A 20,520-nucleotide genomic window follows, 5' to 3' on the forward strand; every position below is an offset into this window, starting at 1 on the left:
AGAGACGCTATTTTAACAAAAACCTCTTATCAGGTGTCCTAAATTAGTTGACCACTACAATATCGAAGAGCAAAGCAGTTACGGTGTGGCTTGGAATTTTTCAGATGAATTAAATTCTTCTGATTTACCGAGCAAAAACTCCTTTGGAGAATTTTCCAAGAATTTCCAGCTTTCGATCTATAACGTAGATGGTAAGCGCAAAAACACTTTGCAAGACGCAAAAAATACTTTATCGATCAATGAGGTTAATAACAAACCTTACCTTTCTGTGATTGAAAGTGATTTGGTTTTTACTAACTATCATAGTTGTAGTATTGGAGATAGTATCGCAAAGTGGTCACAAAACCATTGGGTCATTAACGATAATAATCAGCCAGATGAAACCCTAGAACTACGCTTGTATCCAGCAACTTATAAAGGTAAATCGCATTTGTTATTAAAAGATATTGATGATCAGTTTAGGTGGGGGCGTTGTGGTGCGCGAGGATATTTTGACGGTATTATATTAGAGCGTGAATAAGTGAAAAAAATCACTCTATTCTCTCAAAATAAACATAAGCTGAACTGAATATCCAATTTAATAAGTCAAACTTTCCTTCTAAATAAAAAAAGACGGCAAGAGATATCCCTCGCCGTCCATTATTTAACATTCATGCTAAAGAGTTTAGATCTGAGCGGCGACTTCAGCCCCATCACGAATCGCACGTTTAGCATCTAGTTCAGCTGCTAGCTTAGCACCGCCAATTAGGTGATATTGTGCGTCTGGTGCATCACCCACGTTTGGCATCAGCTCAACGACTGATTCTTGACCGGCACAGACAACGACGCTATCGACACGGAGTAGCTGGCTTTGACCTTGCGAGTTGGTAACCCAAATACCTTCATTGGTAATTTTGTCATATTGTACGCCAGCGACTTGGATCACGCCGTGCGATTTGATATGCGCACGATGTACCCAGCCTGAGGTTTTGTTCAGACCACTACCCAGACGGCCTTTGCTACGCTGCATGAGATAAACTTGGCGAATTGGTTTAATCGCTGCTGGTCTGACCAGACCACCATCACTCTGATAGTCGGTATCGTTGGTCACGCCCCACTCTTCGCGCCACTCGCTGATAGACTGCGGCTCAGGGCGATAGCTTGGATCTTTTAGTCCCTCAGGACCGATCTCATCCAGTGACTTACCATGATTGGCTGTCAGATACTCACTTACATCAAAGCCAATACCACCAGCACCGATGACCGCGACTGTATTACCCACTGCTTTTTCGCCAGACAGCAGCTCAGCATAGCTCATGACTTGTGGTAGCTCAGCCCCTTCGAGCTTACCTTCTAGACTTCTAGGTACGACACCCGTTGCCACGATGACATGATGGAACTTGGCTTTTTCAAGCATGTCCTTATCAACTTTGGTGTTCAGTTTAATCTCAACACCCAGATGCTCAAGCTCATTGATATAGTAGCGAATAGTTTCAAAGAACTCTTCTTTACCAGGAATGACTTTGGCGTAGTTAAACTGCCCGCCTAGCACGTCTTTTGCTTCAAACAGAGTTACGTCATGACCACGTAAAGCGGCCACATGAGCGGCTGACATACCAGCGACACCGCCACCGATGACGGCGACTTTTTTCGGTTTTTTGGTTTTCTTATAGACCAGTTCAGTCTCATAACAAGCTTGCGGATTGACCAAACAAGTCGAGCGTTTGTTTTCGAACGTATGGTCGAGGCAGGCTTGGTTACAAGCAATACAGGTGTTAATGCGATCTGTCTGACCGTTTTTGGCTTTATTGACCCAATGCGCATCAGCCAAGAATGGACGCGCCATTTGAATCATATCAGCTTGACCAGTCGCAACGATTTCTTCTGCTGTTTCTGGCATGTTGATACGGTTAGCCGCCATCATCGGGATACTAATGTGCTTTTTGATTTCAGCAGTGAAATCAACGAAAGCGGCTCGTGGTACGCTAGTGACGATAGTCGGCACACGCGCTTCATGCCAGCCGATACCAGTGTTCATGATGGTCACGCCCGCTTCTTCTAGCGCCTTAGCCACGGTGATGACTTCATCCATGACGTTACCGTCTTTGACCAAGTCAATCACTGATAAACGGAATAGAATAATAAAGTCTTCGCCAGTCGCCTCACGTACCGCTTTAACCACATCGACAGCGAACTTCATACGACCATGAATATCACCACCATAGATGTCTTTACGCTTATTCACATGGCTTGATAAAAACTGGTTGAGCAGATAACCCTCAGAACCCATGATTTCGACACCATCATAGCCTGCTTGCTTGGCAAGTTTGGCTGAGCGAGCATAGTCTTTTACCGTTTGCTCGATGTTTTTGATGCTCATCTTGCGTGGCTTAAATGGTGAGATTGGTGACTTGATTGGGCTAGATGATACGGCAAATGGATGATAGCCATAGCGACCACTGTGCAATATCTGCATGATGATTTTGCTGTCGTGCTTGTGCACAGCACGGGTGACGCGCTGGTGATTGATAACGTCAGCTTTAGTATTCATCGTTCCGCCAGCAGGCAACAACCAACCTTCGCGATTGGGCGAGATGCCGCCAGTGATCATCATTGCCACGCCGCCCTTGGCACGTTCTGCAAAATACGCCGCCAACTTGCCATAATTATAAAAACGGTCTTCAAGCCCAGTATGCATTGAGCCCATAACCAGACGGTTTTTTAGCGTAGTAAAGCCCAAATCTAGCGGCTCAAATAGATGCGGATAGTGTTCATTGGTGCTAGCGGTTTGGATCGTGTTGGCACTATGGCTGGCAGACATATCATTTTCCTTATGAATAGTTTATGAGGCTACTTTTTAAAAACGGCTTTTTAGAATTAGTGGGCCAAAGGGGTTTAGCATCATCGATATCGTAACACACCGCGATTATTGTCAGCTATGCAGACAAGCGACTGATGAGTGAGCACTATATTAATTGCTATAACGAGCAGGACGGTGTATCAGGTTGTAATGTGGCATACGGTTAAGCAAACACCACAAAACCCAGCCAACATTTTAGGTAGATTATATACCGTTAGCTTAATGTCACCTAAAAATTAGACTAAGGTATAAATCGATAAATATCGACTTATACCTATAACTTCTATGCTAGATTACTGTACTAAAGAACATACTGACGTTAATGTACTGACGCATTATAGAAATACGATAAAGGACTATCATCATGACAGATTTCCATACAGGTCTTGGCAAAAATGCCGCCAACCATCAACCACTTACACCTATTGATTTTATCATTCGCAGCGCGCAAGTTTATCCTGATAAGACTGCCATCATTTATGACGATCTAGAACACAATAACCTCACTCAGACATGGCAACAGACCTATACTCGCTGTCGTCAACTGGCTGATGGTCTGCGCAAACTGGGTATCGATAAAAATGATACGGTCGCTGTTATGTTGCCAAACACGCCAGCAATGGTCGAATGCGCCTTTGGTGTGCCGATGTCAGGCGGCGTGCTCTGTACTTTGAACACTCGTCTTGATATCAATGCGCTTACCTTTTGTTTACAGCATTCCGAAGCCAAGGTCTTAATCTTAGACAGCGAATTTGCTGAACATGCTGAAATCATCGATGAGACTTTTCCAGACTTAATCGTCATTCATTCAACGGACAAGGCTGTCAATGTCGAGCGTTTTGGGCACATGAGTTATGAAGCATTGATAGCCAGTTCAGACAGCTTGGATAATTGGGAGATGCCGACAGATGAGTGGGACGCCATTGCGCTCAATTATACCTCTGGGACGACAGGCAAGCCCAAAGGCGTGGTCTATCACCATCGTGGTGCAACTCTCAATGCTATCTCTAATATTTTAGATTGGGACATGCCCAAACACCCGATATATCTGTGGACGCTGCCGCTGTTTCACTGCAACGGTTGGTGCTTTCCGTGGACCATCGCCGAGCGTGCTGGGGTCAATGTATGCTTGCGAAAAATTGATGCTGATTTGATATTGCAGCTGATTGCCAAGTATCAAGTTAGCCACTACTGCTCTGCGCCAGTCGTGCACAATATGATTGCTGGCGGCAAACCTGAGTATAAAGACGCTATCACCCATACGGTCAAAGGCTGGGTCGCTGGTGCACCGCCGTCTGAAACCATGCTGGCCGCGATGGAAGCAATGGGCTTTCATATCTCGCACGTCTACGGTCTCACTGAAGTATATGGGCCAGTGACGGTTTGTGCGGAGCAGGAAGAATGGAATGAGCTTGATGTGGCCACCCGTGCCCAAAAGAAATCACGCCAAGGCATGACTTCTCACTTGATGGCAGGGTTTGAAGTATTTAAGCAAGGTACTACCGAGCCAGTCGCCGTTGACGGGGAAGAGATGGGCGAGCTGGCGCTACGTGGCAATATGGTGATGAAAGGCTATCTAAAAAGCCGCAAGGCTACCGAAGAGGCATTCGCTGATGGCTGGTTCCGTACAGGCGATTTGGGTGTTAAATACCCTGACGGCTATATCAAAATAATGGACAGACTAAAAGATATCATCATCTCAGGCGGTGAGAATATCTCTAGTATCGAGGTAGAAAACGTCTTGTATAAACTACCTGCGATTGAGAGCTGTGCCGTCGTTGCCGCGCCACATGATAAATGGGGCGAAGTGCCTGTCGCCTTTATCGAAATTCACGCTGGCAGCACTTTGCAACGTGATACGGTGATGGAGCATTGTAGTCAGCACCTAGCAGGTTTTAAAGTCCCAAAATATATTGTCTTTGCCGAAATCCCAAAGACCAGTACCGGTAAAGTGCAAAAATTTGAGCTACGCCAAGCGGCTAAGTCCTTGGCACACGAAACGCCAAAAGTAACTGCCAGTGCGAAATAAAACGGCAATCTATTAAGTCATATCATCAATTAACATCCATCAAAAAGGTCAGCGATATATAGCTGACCTTTTTTGATGGACGCACGCCTATAGTCAAAGAAGGCTAAAACGGGTACAAGGGCAGCCGACTGCAGATTGTACAAATAGTACGTCTAGGGAGGATAACGCCGTAGCCGCTTAGTAGTTCTCTGACCATATTTATGGAAAATTAACGATATTACCCAAGCTTAGGCTCAAGCCATTGATAAACCAGCATTCCTATAATCATGGCAGGAATAAAGACATAGGCTTGCCATTGACCAGTACCGAGCAACACAATTCCTGGTCCTGGGCAGATACCAACCAGCCCCCAGCCGATACCGAACAACATCGCACCGATAAGTAATTTTTTATTAATGACAGTTTTGCTTGGCATATCAATCGGTGTGCCGATCCAGCTGCTTTGTTGACGCTTTGCTAATCGCACACCGAAGAAAGCGACGATCAGACCACCGCCCATCACCAGTGCAAGGGAGATATCCCATGCACCAAAGATATCCAAAAACCCTTGTACCTTTACAGGATCGGTCATACCTGATACCAGTAGTCCCAGTCCAAACAGTAGTCCTGCCAGCAATCCGATTATATTTTTTAGCATCGTCGTATCTCGCTATTATTATTTTTTATTAACCATCATATGTCGTTCGCGCGTGAGCCCAATTATTAGCATTTATCTGGCAATCTGCCATGAATTCGCTATAGCAGGCCTAATACGTGGCGACCGACATAAACGGTCACAATCCCAAACAGCATAAAGGTGACGGTCGCTGCCAATGACCGTGGAGACAGCCGTGCATTACCACAGATACCATGCCCACTCGTGCATCCTGAACCTAAACGCGTGCCAAAGCCGACCAGTAACCCTGCACCAATCAATAATGGCACGGAAGTACTGATAGCTACCTCAGGTAGTGGTCTTGCCAACTGATATAGCAGTGGTGAGATGACCAAACCCAGTATAAATAGCACCTGCCACATCTCTACACGTTTGGGTTTTAGTAGGCTTGAAAAAATACCACTGATACCTGCTATACGACCGATACCTAGCAGTAAGATAACCGTCGCTACGCCTAGCATTAGACCTCCTACCAAGGAGATCGGCGTAAATGCTTGCCAGTCTATTTGTATGCTCATAACGGACTACCTAATTAAGTTTATTAAATACGTACTTGAGTATTAATTTATAAAAATACATTATATTATAAAATATAATAAAAAGGTAAAAAAATACTGAACCTAGCATGACACTAATGGTTCAGTATTTTTTATAACTGTTAGGACTATACTGTAAAGGCTTTAAAAAGGGCAATGAAAAAGGGCAGTGAAAAAGACTTAATAAGCTATCCTATTAATATCTTTATCAGCCCTCTTAATTGGTATCTTTACTGGCTCAGCACTTTATCGAGTGCCGTTTCAAAACGCTCTACTGTGCCATCGATATCAGTCAATTTATCCAAGCCAAATAGACCTAAACGGAAAGTTTTGAAGTTATCAGGCTCGCCCACTTTCAATGGTACGCCAGCCGCGATTTGCACTCCGATTTCAGCAAACGCGCTACCCTTATGCATGTCATCACGATCAGTATAAGAGACGACAACGCCAGGTGCTTTAAAACCTGCAGCAGCGACGCTCTCAACGCCTTTAGCTTCTAATACTTCACGGATACGTTTGCCAAGTGCCCACTGCGCGTCACACAATTTATCAAAACCGATTGCTTTGGCTTCATTCACAGCATCACGGAACTGACGTAAGCTGTCTGTCGGCATAGTCGCATGGTACGCATGACCGCCATTTTCGTAAGCACGCATGATATTTAACCATTGCTTTAGGTCGATACTAAAACTATCAGATTCAGTACTGTCTACTTTTTTGACAGCAGCATCGCTTAGCATGACCAAACCAGCGCCCGGTGTACTGCTCCAGCCTTTTTGCGGTGCGCTAATCAGCACATCGATGCCCAATGCTTTCATATCTAGCCATACACAGCCTGAAGCGATGCAATCAATGACTAACAGTCCGCCAACGCTATGCACAGCCTCGCTCAGTGATTTAATATAGTCATCTGATAAGATGATACCCGATGAGGTTTCGACATGCGGTGCAAATACCACTGCTGGCTTTTCTTCTTTAATTTTGGCTACGGCAACGTCGATATCGACTGGAGCAAACGGCTTCGGCGACTCACTATCGTCGGCACGATTGGCCGTGAGTACTGTAGATGACTTGGCGATTTTGCCTTTTTCTAAGATTTGCGTCCAACGATAGCTGAACCAGCCATTACGAATGATTAGGCAGTCCTCATCATTTGCCAACTGGCGAGCGACTGCTTCCATACCATAAGTACCAGAACCAGGAACGATCACCACTGCGTCAGCGTTATACACAGATTTTAGGTCACTAGATAGGTCGTTCATCACTTGCTGAAAGGCTTTTGACATATGGTTCAGCGCGCGATCGGTGTAAACCACTGAATACTCTAATAAGCCGTTTGGATCGATATCTTGACGTAATGCTGGCATTGAACACTCCTAGTGTATGGTTAGATAATATGCGACATGGATCAGATAGCACTATAATCAAGTGCTATTATTCGATGGTGAGGTCTTGCGCTGTCTAGAGATGCATTGTCTTTAAACGAACAAAAAACAACGGACACTGATGAGGTCTACTAACATTAAGTTAATATATTTGTAGTCATATTACGAGCAAACACCAGCACATATCTTGACCTAAGCCATCCATGAGAGCTTGATATTAGCACTGATACTGAAGGTTGACAACGATACGCTCAGGCAACGATATGACTTGCGCTATCGAGCATTTATTGGTAGGTATTGGTTGATAAGTTTTGACTTATACAGCCACGATGAAAGCATCAATGCCCTCGATGAGCATCTTGTAGTCCTGACACTACGAAGTCTAGCAACTCACTATCGCCTTCACGTGCGGCTTTGCGCATCAGTTTCGATGGTGCATGGGTCAATGTTTGAGTCAAACGTCGCGATAGCTCAGTGATGATATCTTCTGGACTAACATCGTCCTGTTGCAGCTTAGCAATAGATTCATGCAGCAGCTTATCCACCTGACCTTGAGTACACGCGCGGTATTGCTGAATATCTTTACCAACTTGGCGAACCTGAAAGCGGCGATCTATTTCAACCACCAATTGACTCACTAACAGTTCAGCATCCACTGCGGCTTGGCGACGCTGCTCGATATTACCTGCAATCACATGCTGCAAATCATCGACAGAGTACAGATAAACATCATCAATACGGCTAATGGTCGAATCGATATCGCGCGGTACGGCCAGATCTATCATAAGCATTGGCTGATAACGGCGACGTTTTAGCGCTTGTATGGTCATTGTCTTATCAATCAACAAATCCATACTGCCACTACAACTACTAACGATATCGGCTTCTGCCAATACTTGCGGCAACTCCTGTAAAGGTCTAACGTCTACACGGCGATTAGGGCCACGTAGTTCAGCCGCTAACGCTTCGGCACGTTCGGGATTACGGTTACAGATAATAACTCGTCCGACCCCTAGCCCTGCGATATGGGTGGCAACCAAGCGATTCATCTCGCCTGCGGCAACAACCAGTAGAGTACGACTGGGTAAATCATCAAATATTTGTGTGACCAATTTGGCTGCGGCAAAGCTAAGCGATACGGCTTGGGCGCCAACCTGCGTCTCATTACGCACTCGTTTGGCGGCAGCGAATACTTGATCGATGATCCAGCCTAGCTGATTACTGAGTACTTTTTGGTCTTGAGCCAGATGCACAGAGTTTTTGATTTGACCGAGAATCTGCGGCTCACCCAATATCATAGAGTCGAGACCAGCCGCTACTCTTAACCAATGAGTCAATGCATGAGTATCACGATGTACATAGAGATAAGGATCAATATCAACGAGTGGCAATTGCTTGAAGTCAGCCAGCCACGTTTTGATTTTGGTAATATGCGCACTAATCGCAGCAGACGAGATATTCATGCTACTACTAAAAGCATTATTGGATGACTGTCCTGCGGCTTTGACATCTTGCAAATTGGGTAATTGTGAGTCAGATATTTGGCCGTTAGCATGATGCGACGTTGAAGTGTGCGGCACTAGCGCATAGATTTCGGTGCGGTTACAAGTAGAGACGATCACGCTACCATCAGTAAAGGCTTCTATTTGTTTGAGCGCGACATTTATATCGTCACCCACAAGTGCCAAGCGCTCTCGCAGAGCGACTGGTGCAGTTTTGTGATTGACCCCAATGACCACTAATCTCATTATCGATAGACCATAAACATGACGCTCAGTTGCCCCTTACGCTATCTTATTATTTTTAAAAGACAGTTTTTGACGACAGCGCTAAAAAGGAAGACCCTAAAAACCGCCTATTATATCATTATTGCGGGCTTTAATTAACACTCACCCATCTATGATAACCATATCTCTGTATCTGGTCGCAAATGTAACAAATCAACTACTCATACGATTTATAAAATCAATAGCTGGGTTTTGACTTATGGTCAATAATATAATGTTAAATCATTCGCTTACTCTATCTTAACTTGTTATATTTCTATAATATTCAGTTCGACAGACCTATCTATATTTAATTATCTTCAGTATCGTTCTTTGGCAACGTACTCGCTACTAGTAGCATATTCATACGGTCAGACATGCCACTATCTGAGTAACACGGATGCTATTGTTTATCTCATCGGTCTACTCTTATAATGCTTGTCATGGGTATATATTGCCAATATCTAACGTAAAATGATTAAAACAAACTTGCCTTATCTGTGTAGGTAAACCATGGGCGAATACGGCTATCTATGATTTTTTTTGGGTCATTACTTCGGTCACCACATCCCTATAGCGAATACTCTAGCTTCCGTGCTTTATTGCATGTCGCTATTGAGCGCCTGTGTCAACGATATAAGCTAGCGTTGTCTCTAGCTGTGTGCCTGTGTTTGGCAGCCCCTGTCCATGCCAGCCATCCCGATATATTGCTAGAAGCAAAAATTCCTAAAGTATCCGTTGCTACCGATATTAAAGCAACTGCCGATAAACCAGATAATGATAGTGCTCTGTTCGATACACCTTATAATGAAGACACGCTCACCATAGAAAACGTAAAAAATATTAACGGCCTAGCGCCAGCCAGCCTATGGCAGCCTGAGCTTAGTGAACCAAGCTTGTACGCTCTACTGGATGCCGAGTTTGCTGCTGATCGCGATGACAAACGACGTGCGGTCTCTATTTATAAGCAACAGTCTTTTAAAGAAGATGCGACAGCGGTGTTTGAGAGAGCGCTTAGCCTGTCATTGCGTAACGAAAGGGTTGAGGACTCATTACAGTTTGCCAAGACATGGCAGGACCAAAACCCTGACCACGTACCCGCTTGGTTTTATGTCGCACATTTGGCACTACGTGCCCACGACTATATATTAGCGGGTGAAACGTTAAACCGCATCTTGCGCTATGATCCACGCGCAGACTTAAGCGAAATCCTCATAGGTATTTATCCAAATAATGATGATGACAAACGAGAGCTTCTTGCCGCGTTGCAACCACTAGATAGCGAGCAAAATGCCTCATTGTCAGTGTTAAAAGCGGGTTTACTCTATCAGTTTAACGAACCTGAAGTCGCTATCGTTCATATCAATCGAGCGCTAGATCGTCAGCCAGACTACGTGCCCTTTATTACCTTAAAAGCGGATATATTGCGTAAAATCGTGACCGCAGAGACTGTTATCAATTATGTCAGTCAAGCTCGTCTACGCAACCCTGATAGCAAAAGCTTATATCTATATGAGATTCGCTATCTATTAGATGTAAAGCAAAGCGAACAAGCGTGGAAGTTACTGCTTGAGGCGCATAACCGCTTCAGTGATGATTCTGAGATTACCCTGCTAGCAGCTTTAGTGAGCTTGGATATTGAAGAGTACGCTAGTGCTGATGAGCTACTCAATATGCTTGCCAAGAGTCCAGCTTATCTTGATCAAGCCTATTACTATCTGGGTATCAGTGCTGAGCGTCAGCAGTTGTTCGATCAAGCCAAATACTATCTCAATGGCGTCATGCAAGAGGATTTGGTATTAGAAGCGCGTAGAAAGGTAGTGGCGTTTGAATTACTCGATAACGACGTCGATGGGGCAATCGCGACTTTAGAGAAGCTGCGCAAAGATTTTACGGTATTCGCGCCTGACACTTTTGTCATGCAAGCCGATATTTTGTGGCAACAAAACGAGTCGGATGAAGCACTGCGTTTACTAACCCGTGCCGCTCGTAAATATCCTGACAATGAGATGCTACTCTTTGCACGGGCTCAGCTGTTAGATGATAAAGAAGACTATGTCGTTAAGCGCACCCTGCTCAACCATTTGCAGGCTTTAGATCCTAGCAACTTGTCCTATCAGTTGAGCTATGCACAGTTGCTACTGGCAAATGAGCGCAGCTCAGAGCAAGGACTGGCACTAGCGACAGCGATTATTCAGATTCGCTATGATGATCCACGTTATGATAACGACCTACATCTGCAAGCCTTAAATGTCTTGGCAGGCAATGCATTAGCCAAAGAGAACTATCAGCAGGTCATCGACTACCTACAGACACCTTATGATGTGCTACCAACCTTGCGTTCAGGCACGCTGTTATTGCGCGCCTACCAAGGCTTAGGTAACAATGACAAAGTTGAGGCGTTACTCGCAGATTTGCAGCAGCGCTTCTCATTTGGACAGCACAATATCAATGACCGCATACAGCTGTATTAATAGCGCTGATTTTGGATGTGCTATTCGAGCTTTGCGGTTACAGAGATATGATAATTGACAAGGTCTTTATAAAACCGAAGCATTTATAAATTACAAGGTCGTTATAAGAAGTTAACAGCCGTGCATAACCGAGCAACAAATAACGCTTAAGCTAATATCTTTGTTCATCTTTCCATTTTGAGAAACTATTATGTCAGCATCAACCACTTCTTATAAAACAAATAAATTGGCTTTGTTCACTGCTATAACTGCGGCAATGGTCATTACCTCTGGTTGTCAGTCATTAAAAACGGCCAACGCGACCAACCAACCAACGACCACTGTACAAGGTCAAAACGCTGAGCAACCCAAAAAGCTAGAGAACTTCAATATCACCGGTAAAATTGGGGTCACGACGCCTGCGAATGATTCGACCGGTACCCAAGGTGGTAGTGCGTTTTATGCATGGGGTCAGCAAAACGACCGATTTGCCATTGAGCTGATTGGCGCACTTGGTATCGGTAAAACAAACATTGAATACAATGGTCAGACCGCTATTCTAGTTAGCGAAAAGACAGGTACATTGACCGCTGACGATCCTGAAACTTTGCTAAAGAAAGCCACTGGTTGGCAAGCGCCAATTTCACAAATGCCTTACTGGATTTCTGGTCGCCCGGCACCTTCAGACAGTGCACCACAAATGGATAGTCAGAACCGCTTAGTTAGCTCAGTCAATGGTGAGTGGACAGCCAGCTTTACTTATAAAGGTACGGATAAGCTACCTAGTAAAATTAGTGCCGTACAACCACAAGGCAACAAAGTTGTAATGACGATTAACCATTAATCCATCTTTTATTAACAACAGAAAGCCTGCTAAAAACCATCATTGCTAATTAAGATAGCTGCTTATAACTGCACCTTATGATAAAAAAATATGACTGAAAATATGGCCGAACCATCTGCTTCTATGATTACCCGTTTATCACCTGCAAAACTCAATCTGTTTTTGCACATCACTGGTAAACGAGCCGATGGCTATCATAATTTGCAAACGGTATTTCGCCTGCTTGACTGGGGCGATTACTTGCATTTTTCGGTTAGTAACGATGTCGTAATTTCTACTATAGCTAGTGAATTAAGTGCTAATCAATTCTGTCGTCAGCTACTGATATTGGATGGTGCAGAGGCTATCACTATTAGTATAGAAGATAATTTAATTTTCAAAGCGGCACGCGCATTGCTAGCATCTGCCATACAGTCAAATATTTTACCTGAGCAGTTAGCAAAAGTGAATATCACTTTAGATAAGCATTTGCCAATGGGTGCGGGTCTAGGTGGTGGCTCATCTAATGCAGCAACGGCTATGCTGGTGCTCAATGAGATTTGGCAGCTTAATTTTACCTGTGATGAGCTTATAAAGATTGGCGCGACTGTAGGTGCGGATGTACCGATATTTATCTTTGGCCAAGACGCTATTGCCATGGGAATTGGTGAAGAACTGACTACGATTGAGTTGCCTGACCAGCAATATTTAGTACTGACGCCTAACGCTCATGTAAATACTGCCAAACTATTTGCACATTCCAAACTACAGCGAGATATCGCGCCCCTATCGGTTGCAACTATCCAAAACCAATACGCTGACTATGTACAAACGCTCACTACGCCCTATCATAATGTCTTTACCCCAGTCGTCACAAGCCTCGCTTCTGCTGTTGCAGATGCCTTAAGTTATCTACAGGGGTTAGAAGCGCAAACACTCGGCACAGCACGAATGACTGGCTCTGGTAGTGCCGTGTTTTTACCTCTAGATGCGAGTGTGGCTACTAACAAAAAACTTGTGGCGAAGTGGATTGAAGGTGCGCCTTGTAAAGGATATTTGGTGGGGAGTTTGTAGGATACTATTCAAGAATTAAGGTATGCTTAACGCTCCCTTTTTAAAAATTTCACATTATCTATGTGTTCTAGGCGCACTCTACTCAAACTTTGTTAAGGTGCATATCCTATTATTGACATTCCAGCACACGACTCGTTTGCAATATCGCTATATAAACTTATTAAACTAGCAAAGCTCTCCAATTCATATTTATGAACGCAAAAATTTTGTAAGTCTATCGTTTTGAGAGTATTAACAAAATTTTGAGCACTTTTTTGGTCATTAAATATGTAAGGATTATCACTATAATTCTCTAGCACATGGTGAATCAGATTAGCTAACTCTTCTAAGCCTTCATGCCTAACTATTCTTTCAAATATAGTATCCTCATCAAAGAATATAGCGAATTCATCCATATGCGAATCATTAGCAATGTATTGTGCATCAAATTCTTCATAATCCTCAGGAGTGTGTGGATAAGCTAGGTATAAATGAAACCTTAGTAGTTGTTGTCCTTTGTCATACTCTGTTGTCATATTACTTTTCCATAAATAGTTTGTTAGAAAGCTCATCTAGAATTAATAAAGCATAGAGCATATTTTTAATGAAATATAGCATTAGGCGATTAAATTATCACAAAGTTTCACAATCTTGTGATCTCTACCTTAAGAACAATGAATTCATTACTTTAGTTAATATGTCAGATAAAAAACTTTCCAATTTAATAGAACGATAATGACAACTGACCTCAATCATGACTTTGATTGCGAGTCGATATTTTTTATCAACATCAGTACATCATCAATGAATCCTATAAAAAAGCACAAAATGACTTGCAAAATCTGAAAATTTACTTATAATAGGTCGCCACAATAGGGGTATAGCCAAGTTGGTAAGGCATCAGGTTTTGATCCTGACATCCGTTGGTTCGAGTCCAGCTACCCCTGCCATTTTTTAGTACGAAGCGTTAGAAATACAGTGAGTATAAGCGGTTTATAGACAACCTCTTATGCTATTGTCATTGACAACGTTATCCCAGTTTCGGTATAGTTCGCAATGAACACCGCTAGGGAAAGGTTATGTTTTAAACGGTTTATCCGTTTTTTAGATAACTGACAGGTCATGACACCATGTTAAGAACGACTACTTAGTCGCTATTATATATCGGTTGTTCATAGCCTAGACATTACAGGGGTATAGCCAAGTTGGTAAGGCATCAGGTTTTGATCCTGACATCCGTTGGTTCGAGTCCAGCTACCCCTGCCATTTTTTACTGTAATAGTATACTTCAACACCTTCACCACTCTTTTCTTAATTTGAGCAGTTTGACACTGCTTAGCGGTCGCTGCTTGAGTCAATCAATAGGACTTCTGTCATGCCTTATTTGGCGATTTTTACGGGTAATGCCCACCCAGAATTAGCAAAAACCGTAGCCGATCATCTTCACATACCTCTTGGTAAAGCTGACATCACGCGTTTTTCTGATGGCGAAATTGCCGTGGAAATCAAAGAACACGTACGTGGTAAAGATGTGTTTATCATGCAGCCTACTTGTGCACCGACCAACGACAACTTGATGGAAATCATGATGATGGCTGACGCTTTGCGTCGCTCTAGTGCTGGCCGTATCACAGCTGTCATGCCGTATTTTGGTTATGCTCGTCAGGATCGTCGTCCACGCTCAGCTCGTGTACCTATCTCGGCTAAAGTAGTCGCTGACATGCTAAATATCGTCAGTATCGATCGCGTAATGACTGTTGATTTGCACTCAGATCAGATTCAGGGTTTCTTTGATATCCCTGTAGACAATATCTACGGCACACCTGTATTGCTAAACGACCTACAAAAGCAAGACTATGACAATATCATGGTTGTTTCACCTGACGTAGGCGGTGTGGTTCGTGCACGTGCGATGGCTAAGCAGTTAGGCGATACCGACATGGCAATTATTGATAAGCGCCGTGCTCGCGCCAATGAGTCACAAGTAATGCATATCATTGGTGATGTTCGTGACCGTGATTGCGTTATCGTTGACGATATGGTCGATACTGCAGGTACATTGTGTAAAGCTGCCGAAGCATTGAAAGAAAATGGTGCCCGTCGCGTCTTGGCTTACATCACGCATCCTGTCCTATCAGGTAACGCACTGAAAAACATCAGCGAATCTGCATTGGATGAAGTGGTTGTGACCGATACGATTCCATTATCGGCTGAAGCGAAAGCTTGTAGCAAAATCCGTCAGGTAAGTATTGCACCGATGCTGGCTGAAAGCTTACGCCGTATCAATAACGAAGAATCTATCAGTGCGATGTTTGACGCTTAGGTAACGCTTAAGATTGTCCGTTACTAAAAAATCTGTTAAAAAAATGCCAAGTTTTACGACTTGGCGTTTTTTTTAATCACTTTTCGTTGTTTATTGTATATTCACTTTAAATAGCCATTTCACGTAGGTCTTTATTATTGTTAAAGAATCACGTATAATGCGCGCCTGTATTCATCATTAGCTAACCTTTATTATTTTTAGGTATTTTTATACTTAGCGACATGATTGATACTTTCTAAAGTATTGATTATCCAGTGATAGACTGGTCGCAAGTCTGTTATTACTGGTAGATACTTCACATACTCTCTATAGGATTATATCCATGAGCATTAATCATTTTGAACTAAACGCCATTGATCGTGCTGCTGAACTACAAGGTAAAGGTGCGAGCCGCCGCCTACGTAAGCAGAATCTTGTGCCTGCTATCATCTATGGTGGTAACGAAGAGCCAACAGCGATCTCTATCAAGCTTAACGAGTTGGTAAAATCACTTGAATTCGAAGCCTTCTTCTCGCACATTTTGACCATCAATGTTGACGGCGAAGAGCATCAAGCCGTTATCAAAGACTTGCAGCGCCATCCAGCTAAAGGCTTCCCAATGCATGCTGACTTCCAGCGTATTGTGAAAGGTCAAAAAATCCACATGAATGTTCCTGTGCATTTCACTGGTCGTGAAGATGCGCCGGGTACTGCTGCTGCTGGTGTACTATCAACGCTAGTATCTGATATCGAAATCATCTGCCTACCATCACAGCTACCTGAATACCTAGAAGTAGACGTATCTGGTATGGAAATCGGTGATTTGTTCCGTCTATCAGACATCAAACTTCCTGAAGGCGTTGTTATCCATGAGCTTGAGCTAGAAGACGGTCATGACCGTACTATCGTTAACATGCAGCCACCAACAGTAGAAGAAGTTGATGCTGATGCTGACGTTGATGCTGATGAAGTACCAGCAACTGAGCAAAACGACGGTACTGACGAAAACAAAGACAGCGAGTAATATACTATTTCTAACTAGTGCATTATTTTGTGCTGGTTAGTGATACATTCGTTTAGTCAATAAGACAGCAGGTGATTAAAATCTCCTGCTGTTTTTGTAAGTAAGGTTTGAAAATAAACTGTCTATCAGTACTTCAATCCTTACCCCTATTTATCAAATTCAAGCAGGGTGTTTTTATGGCCATAAAGCTTATTGTCGGTCTTGGTAATCCTGGTCAGCAGTATATGTTTACGCGTCATAATGCAGGATTTTGGTTTGTCCATCATTTGGCTCAGCAGTTTAATATCACGCTCTCCCCTGATAAGAAATTTCATGGAGTGACAGGGCGTGGGCAGATTCATGGATCTGATGTGCGTTTACTTATGCCGCTGACGTTTATGAATAAATCTGGTCAGTCAGTGGTGCCTATGGTAAATTTCTATGGCATCCAAAATGATGAGTTGCTGATTGCCCATGATGAGCTCGATATTCCAGCGGGCAGCATCAAGCTCAAAACCGATGGCGGACATGGTGGTCATAACGGTTTGCGCGATATCACGCCGCATATTGGCAACGACTTTCATCGCCTGCGCGTGGGTATTGGGCATCCGGGACACAAGTCTAAAGTCAGCGGACACGTCCTATCAAAAGCTTCCCCCGATGAGCAAATTGCCATTGATAGCGCCTTGAGCGCCGCGTTTGAAGCTTTGCCCCTGCTGTTAAGTGGTGATATTGAAAAAGCTCGCTCTCAGATTAATAGTTTCAAAGGTCCAGAATAATAGGTCGAATGAATAACAGCGCCTTTTATTTTGGCGATATTGTCCCCATTAACCTCTTGATTTGGTTAATTAATAAGTCAGTTGATATCTCATTTTTCTAATGATAGTTTTTAATAGCAGTCACGCTCATTAATATCAGTTACGCTAAGGAAGCAACCTATGCTACTTAATATGCTTAAATGCAAGTTACACCGTGCCCGTGTTACCCATGCCGAGCTTCATTATGAAGGCTCGTGTGGTATCGATGGTGATTTACTAGATCTGGCTGGTCTACGTGAAAACGAATCTATCGATATCTATAATGTGACCAATGGCAAGCGCTTTCGCACCTATGCTATCCGTGCTGAAGCAGGCTCTGGTATTATTTCGTTAAATGGTGCCGCCGCTCATATGGCCGACTTAGGTGACATCGTCATTATCTGTGCCTATGCGCATTTTGATGAAGTGGAAGCCGAAACTTATCAGCCAAAACTGGTCTATTGCAACGAAGACAACACTGTAAAAGACACTGCAAATATCATTCCTGTACAAGTTGCTTAATATGACAGGATGGTGAGGTTTTGGTAAATTTAAGATAAACACAAAGTTACATCTTTGAATTAGCTGCTATTATTACTAAAAATCTCGATGCTAAAAGGAAAGCTGAATCTAAATCAAGATTCGGCTTTTTTTATACCACTTTTATTTATCAAATTCACATTTTTCATCATATACAAGGAAACATACTGATGTGGTTGGCCGCGCTTGCAATACTGATTGGGTTAGCAATTTTAGTTTGGAGTGCCGATGTCTTCATTGATGGGGCAACAGCACTAGCAAAGAAGTTTAGTGTGCCTAGCTTCTTAATTGGTGTCTTAATATTGGGTATAGGCACGTCAGCGCCTGAGATGGTGGTATCAGTACTAGCAGCAATAGAAGGCAGCCCTGAGCTGGCTCTAGGTAACGCTTATGGCTCAAATATCATCAACATCGCATTGGTACTCGGTGCAACCGTATTGATTAGCCCTATTATCATCCGTAGAGGCATCGTAAAACGCGACTTGCCCTTGCTGCTGCTAATTACTGTCATTGCCGCTTGGCAGCTACGTGATGGGACATTGAGCCAAGTTGATGGTATCGTATTGTTGATTTTGTTGGTCGCCGTTTTAGGGCTACAGATCATAATGAGTATACGCGAAGGCTATCATGAGCACGAAGACGATATAGTCGTGGCTAATGCTGACTCAGCGCACTCAAATAACTTAGAGCACTTAAATAACTCAGAGAGCTTAGAAAAGCTAGAACCAAGTGTAACGCGTGGTCTTGTCAGTTTAATTATCGGTATGCTGATGCTCGTAGCCAGCTCACGCGCTATCGTTTGGGGTGCTGTCGAGTTAGCAACGCTATGGGGTCTTAGTGAGCTCATCATTGGTCTAACGATTGTCGCCGTTGGGACCTCATTACCTGAACTGGTATCGAGCTTGTCAGCAGCTCGTAAAGGCGAGCATGATATGGCGCTCGGCAATATCATCGGCTCTAATATCTTTAATACTTTGGCAGTTGTCGGCTTGGCAACGGTCATTGCTCCTATAGCCGCCGATCCAGTGATTCTGTCACGTGATGTAATGGCAATGGGAGTCTTGACGATATTGCTATTTACCCTATGCGTATTTGCCTTTAAAACAAAACGCCAGTTCGGTCGTACGTCAGGTGCTACGTTGGTACTGTTCTTTATGGGCTACACCGCATGGCTGATTCAAAGCGTTAGTATGTAACTGGTTAGGCTAAAGCAACTGAGCAATGATAAGACTAAATTATTACGTCGATAAAATCAGACTACGGTTTTTTCTTACGATTTTTAAAACCGCGCCATAGCCCTTCATGTGCCACTTTTGGCATCTTTAGGGTGATGGTGTTGGACAGCATATCTTGTACTGCCAAACCGCGAGGGTTGAATAGGCAGAACACATAGTTGAATACCAAACCAAGAAACGCACTGGCCAATAAGGCGGCGCGTGATCCGTCAATAAGACTGCCAATAATGCCGAAAATCAGCGGCATCAAACAAGCGGCCAAAATACGTTTAAACGACTGACCCCACGTTAGCCATTGGCCTGCATCATTAATCGTTTTTAATCGCCACGTCTGCATACCTAATGTCTGACCACCACGGCGCCAAAATATCCCATAGAATGCCACGAGTGTCAGTACAAATGACGGCGTCATAATGGCGTTCTGATACCAGAGCGGTAGCGACTGAGCTTGTGAGGATTCAGTACCCGTCTCCATGGTCAACAGTGTACCCACCACAGTCAATATAGTACCGACCAAAAACAGTAATGCCAAAATCAGCATACCATCATAGAGAATCGCCACGACACGAATCATAGGCTTAGCGATGGTTGGCTCTTCGTTAGGATCTTGCTGTACAGGCGCACTAGATTGAGGCTTTGATTTGCGAGTCGTTTTTGACGGACGTTTAGATGGACTTTTTGACATGGTACAAGCTCATAGCAAGCAGTGAATAGTAACGCTATTGTACCGTAAATGGTGGGGCTATCGTACATTATCCTAGATGACTATTTAACATCGTAGATGGCCTAAAATCGTAGATGGCCGTCCAATATCATAGATTGCTCTCCAATATCGTAGATTGCTTTCTAATATTATTAGTTGGCTATCCAATCATGCTACATACAAGAGATGGTCGAAGAATAAATAAGTAGAAGGGTGAAAGTTACAGACATAAAAAAACCGCCAATTGTCATAAGACAGGCGATTATTTTAATATTTTTTAGCTTAAATTAAGCTATTATGCAAATGGTGCGCCTGGAGAGATTCGAACTCCCGACCCCTTAGTTCGTAGCCAAGTGCTCTATCCAACTGAGCTACAGGCGCGTATTTTGCACTTTATCCAC

Annotated in this window: 17 protein-coding genes and 3 tRNA genes; 12 read left to right on the plus strand and 8 right to left on the minus strand. The window is 43.5% G+C overall.

Annotated features, from left to right (window positions below; genetic code table 11):
• The first annotated feature begins 85 nt into the window (after positions 1 to 85).
• Complete coding sequence (locus FQV37_RS10005; RefSeq protein ID WP_160022751.1) at positions 86 to 520, plus strand: hypothetical protein; 435 nt, start codon at positions 86 to 88, stop codon at positions 518 to 520.
• 144 nt (positions 521 to 664) lie between these two features.
• Here FQV37_RS10005 and FQV37_RS10010 read toward each other — a convergent pair whose 3' ends face one another.
• Positions 665 to 2,800 (minus strand): NADPH-dependent 2,4-dienoyl-CoA reductase, encoded by a 2,136-nt coding sequence (locus FQV37_RS10010; RefSeq protein WP_160022753.1) that lies wholly within the window; start codon positions 2,798 to 2,800, stop codon positions 665 to 667.
• Between the two features lie 403 nt (positions 2,801 to 3,203).
• Between FQV37_RS10010 and FQV37_RS10015 the strand changes: the two genes are divergently transcribed.
• Complete coding sequence (locus FQV37_RS10015) at positions 3,204 to 4,868, plus strand: AMP-binding protein (protein ID WP_160022755.1); 1,665 nt, start codon at positions 3,204 to 3,206, stop codon at positions 4,866 to 4,868.
• Between the two features lie 217 nt (positions 4,869 to 5,085).
• Here FQV37_RS10015 and FQV37_RS10020 read toward each other — a convergent pair whose 3' ends face one another.
• The 4 genes from FQV37_RS10020 to hemA form a co-directional block, all read right to left on the minus strand.
• A complete protein-coding gene (locus tag FQV37_RS10020) occupies positions 5,086 to 5,505 on the minus strand; it encodes a DUF6691 family protein (RefSeq protein WP_102090866.1) in 420 nt (139 codons plus the stop codon).
• 98 nt (positions 5,506 to 5,603) lie between these two features.
• On the minus strand, positions 5,604 to 6,041 hold the full coding sequence (locus FQV37_RS10025) for a YeeE/YedE family protein (protein WP_160022757.1): 438 nt from the start codon (positions 6,039 to 6,041) through the stop codon (positions 5,604 to 5,606).
• Positions 6,042 to 6,289: 248 nt separating this feature from the next.
• Positions 6,290 to 7,426, minus strand: coding sequence for an aminotransferase class V-fold PLP-dependent enzyme (locus FQV37_RS10030; RefSeq protein WP_160022759.1), 1,137 nt, complete (start codon positions 7,424 to 7,426; stop codon positions 6,290 to 6,292).
• A gap of 356 nt (positions 7,427 to 7,782) precedes the next feature.
• Positions 7,783 to 9,192: a glutamyl-tRNA reductase gene (gene hemA, locus FQV37_RS10035; protein ID WP_160022761.1), complete on the minus strand. Its 1,410-nt coding sequence runs from the start codon at positions 9,190 to 9,192 to the stop codon at positions 7,783 to 7,785.
• A gap of 551 nt (positions 9,193 to 9,743) precedes the next feature.
• Between hemA and FQV37_RS10040 the strand changes: the two genes are divergently transcribed.
• The 3 genes from FQV37_RS10040 to ispE all read left to right on the plus strand — a co-directional run bounded on the left by FQV37_RS10040 (position 9,744) and on the right by ispE (position 13,560).
• Entirely contained in the window at positions 9,744 to 11,684 is a 1,941-nt protein-coding gene (locus tag FQV37_RS10040; protein WP_160022763.1) for a tetratricopeptide repeat protein, read from the plus strand.
• A gap of 190 nt (positions 11,685 to 11,874) precedes the next feature.
• A complete protein-coding gene (lolB, locus tag FQV37_RS10045) occupies positions 11,875 to 12,507 on the plus strand; it encodes a lipoprotein insertase outer membrane protein LolB (RefSeq protein WP_160022765.1) in 633 nt (210 codons plus the stop codon).
• A 90-nt stretch (positions 12,508 to 12,597) separates the two neighbouring features.
• Positions 12,598 to 13,560 carry a 4-(cytidine 5'-diphospho)-2-C-methyl-D-erythritol kinase gene (gene ispE / locus FQV37_RS10050; RefSeq protein WP_160022767.1) on the plus strand — a complete coding sequence of 321 codons (963 nt, stop codon included), beginning with the start codon at positions 12,598 to 12,600 and terminating at the stop codon, positions 13,558 to 13,560.
• A gap of 92 nt (positions 13,561 to 13,652) precedes the next feature.
• On the opposite strand, the gene FQV37_RS10055 is transcribed toward ispE, so the two are convergent.
• Positions 13,653 to 14,075 carry a hypothetical protein gene (locus FQV37_RS10055; protein ID WP_160022769.1) on the minus strand — a complete coding sequence of 141 codons (423 nt, stop codon included), beginning with the start codon at positions 14,073 to 14,075 and terminating at the stop codon, positions 13,653 to 13,655.
• 338 nt (positions 14,076 to 14,413) lie between these two features.
• On the opposite strand from FQV37_RS10055, the gene FQV37_RS10060 reads away from it, so the two are divergent.
• From FQV37_RS10060 to FQV37_RS10090, 7 genes are all read left to right on the plus strand, one after another.
• Positions 14,414 to 14,489: transfer RNA gene (locus tag FQV37_RS10060), tRNA-Gln, on the plus strand.
• 240 nt (positions 14,490 to 14,729) lie between these two features.
• Positions 14,730 to 14,805, plus strand: a tRNA-Gln gene (locus FQV37_RS10065).
• Positions 14,806 to 14,914: 109 nt separating this feature from the next.
• On the plus strand, positions 14,915 to 15,862 hold the full coding sequence (locus FQV37_RS10070; protein WP_057758042.1) for a ribose-phosphate pyrophosphokinase: 948 nt from the start codon (positions 14,915 to 14,917) through the stop codon (positions 15,860 to 15,862).
• A gap of 322 nt (positions 15,863 to 16,184) precedes the next feature.
• Positions 16,185 to 16,865, plus strand: a complete 681-nt coding sequence (locus tag FQV37_RS10075) for a 50S ribosomal protein L25/general stress protein Ctc (protein WP_160022771.1) — start codon at positions 16,185 to 16,187, stop codon at positions 16,863 to 16,865.
• A 176-nt stretch (positions 16,866 to 17,041) separates the two neighbouring features.
• A complete protein-coding gene (gene pth, locus FQV37_RS10080; RefSeq protein WP_160022773.1) occupies positions 17,042 to 17,623 on the plus strand; it encodes an aminoacyl-tRNA hydrolase in 582 nt (193 codons plus the stop codon).
• A gap of 159 nt (positions 17,624 to 17,782) precedes the next feature.
• Positions 17,783 to 18,163: an aspartate 1-decarboxylase gene (gene panD, locus FQV37_RS10085; protein WP_025651868.1), complete on the plus strand. Its 381-nt coding sequence runs from the start codon at positions 17,783 to 17,785 to the stop codon at positions 18,161 to 18,163.
• Positions 18,164 to 18,351: 188 nt separating this feature from the next.
• The gene (locus FQV37_RS10090) at positions 18,352 to 19,377 is read left to right on the plus strand and encodes a calcium/sodium antiporter (protein ID WP_160022775.1); all 1,026 of its coding nucleotides are present in this window, start codon (positions 18,352 to 18,354) and stop codon (positions 19,375 to 19,377) included.
• A 61-nt stretch (positions 19,378 to 19,438) separates the two neighbouring features.
• Here FQV37_RS10090 and FQV37_RS10095 read toward each other — a convergent pair whose 3' ends face one another.
• The gene (locus FQV37_RS10095) at positions 19,439 to 20,101 is read right to left on the minus strand and encodes an RDD family protein (protein WP_160022777.1); all 663 of its coding nucleotides are present in this window, start codon (positions 20,099 to 20,101) and stop codon (positions 19,439 to 19,441) included.
• 322 nt (positions 20,102 to 20,423) lie between these two features.
• Positions 20,424 to 20,500: transfer RNA gene (locus FQV37_RS10100), tRNA-Arg, on the minus strand.
• Positions 20,501 to 20,520 lie beyond the last annotated feature (20 nt).

Origin of the sequence: Psychrobacter nivimaris (assembly GCF_009812035.1) — a bacterium.
Lineage (GTDB): Bacteria > Pseudomonadota > Gammaproteobacteria > Pseudomonadales > Moraxellaceae > Psychrobacter > Psychrobacter nivimaris.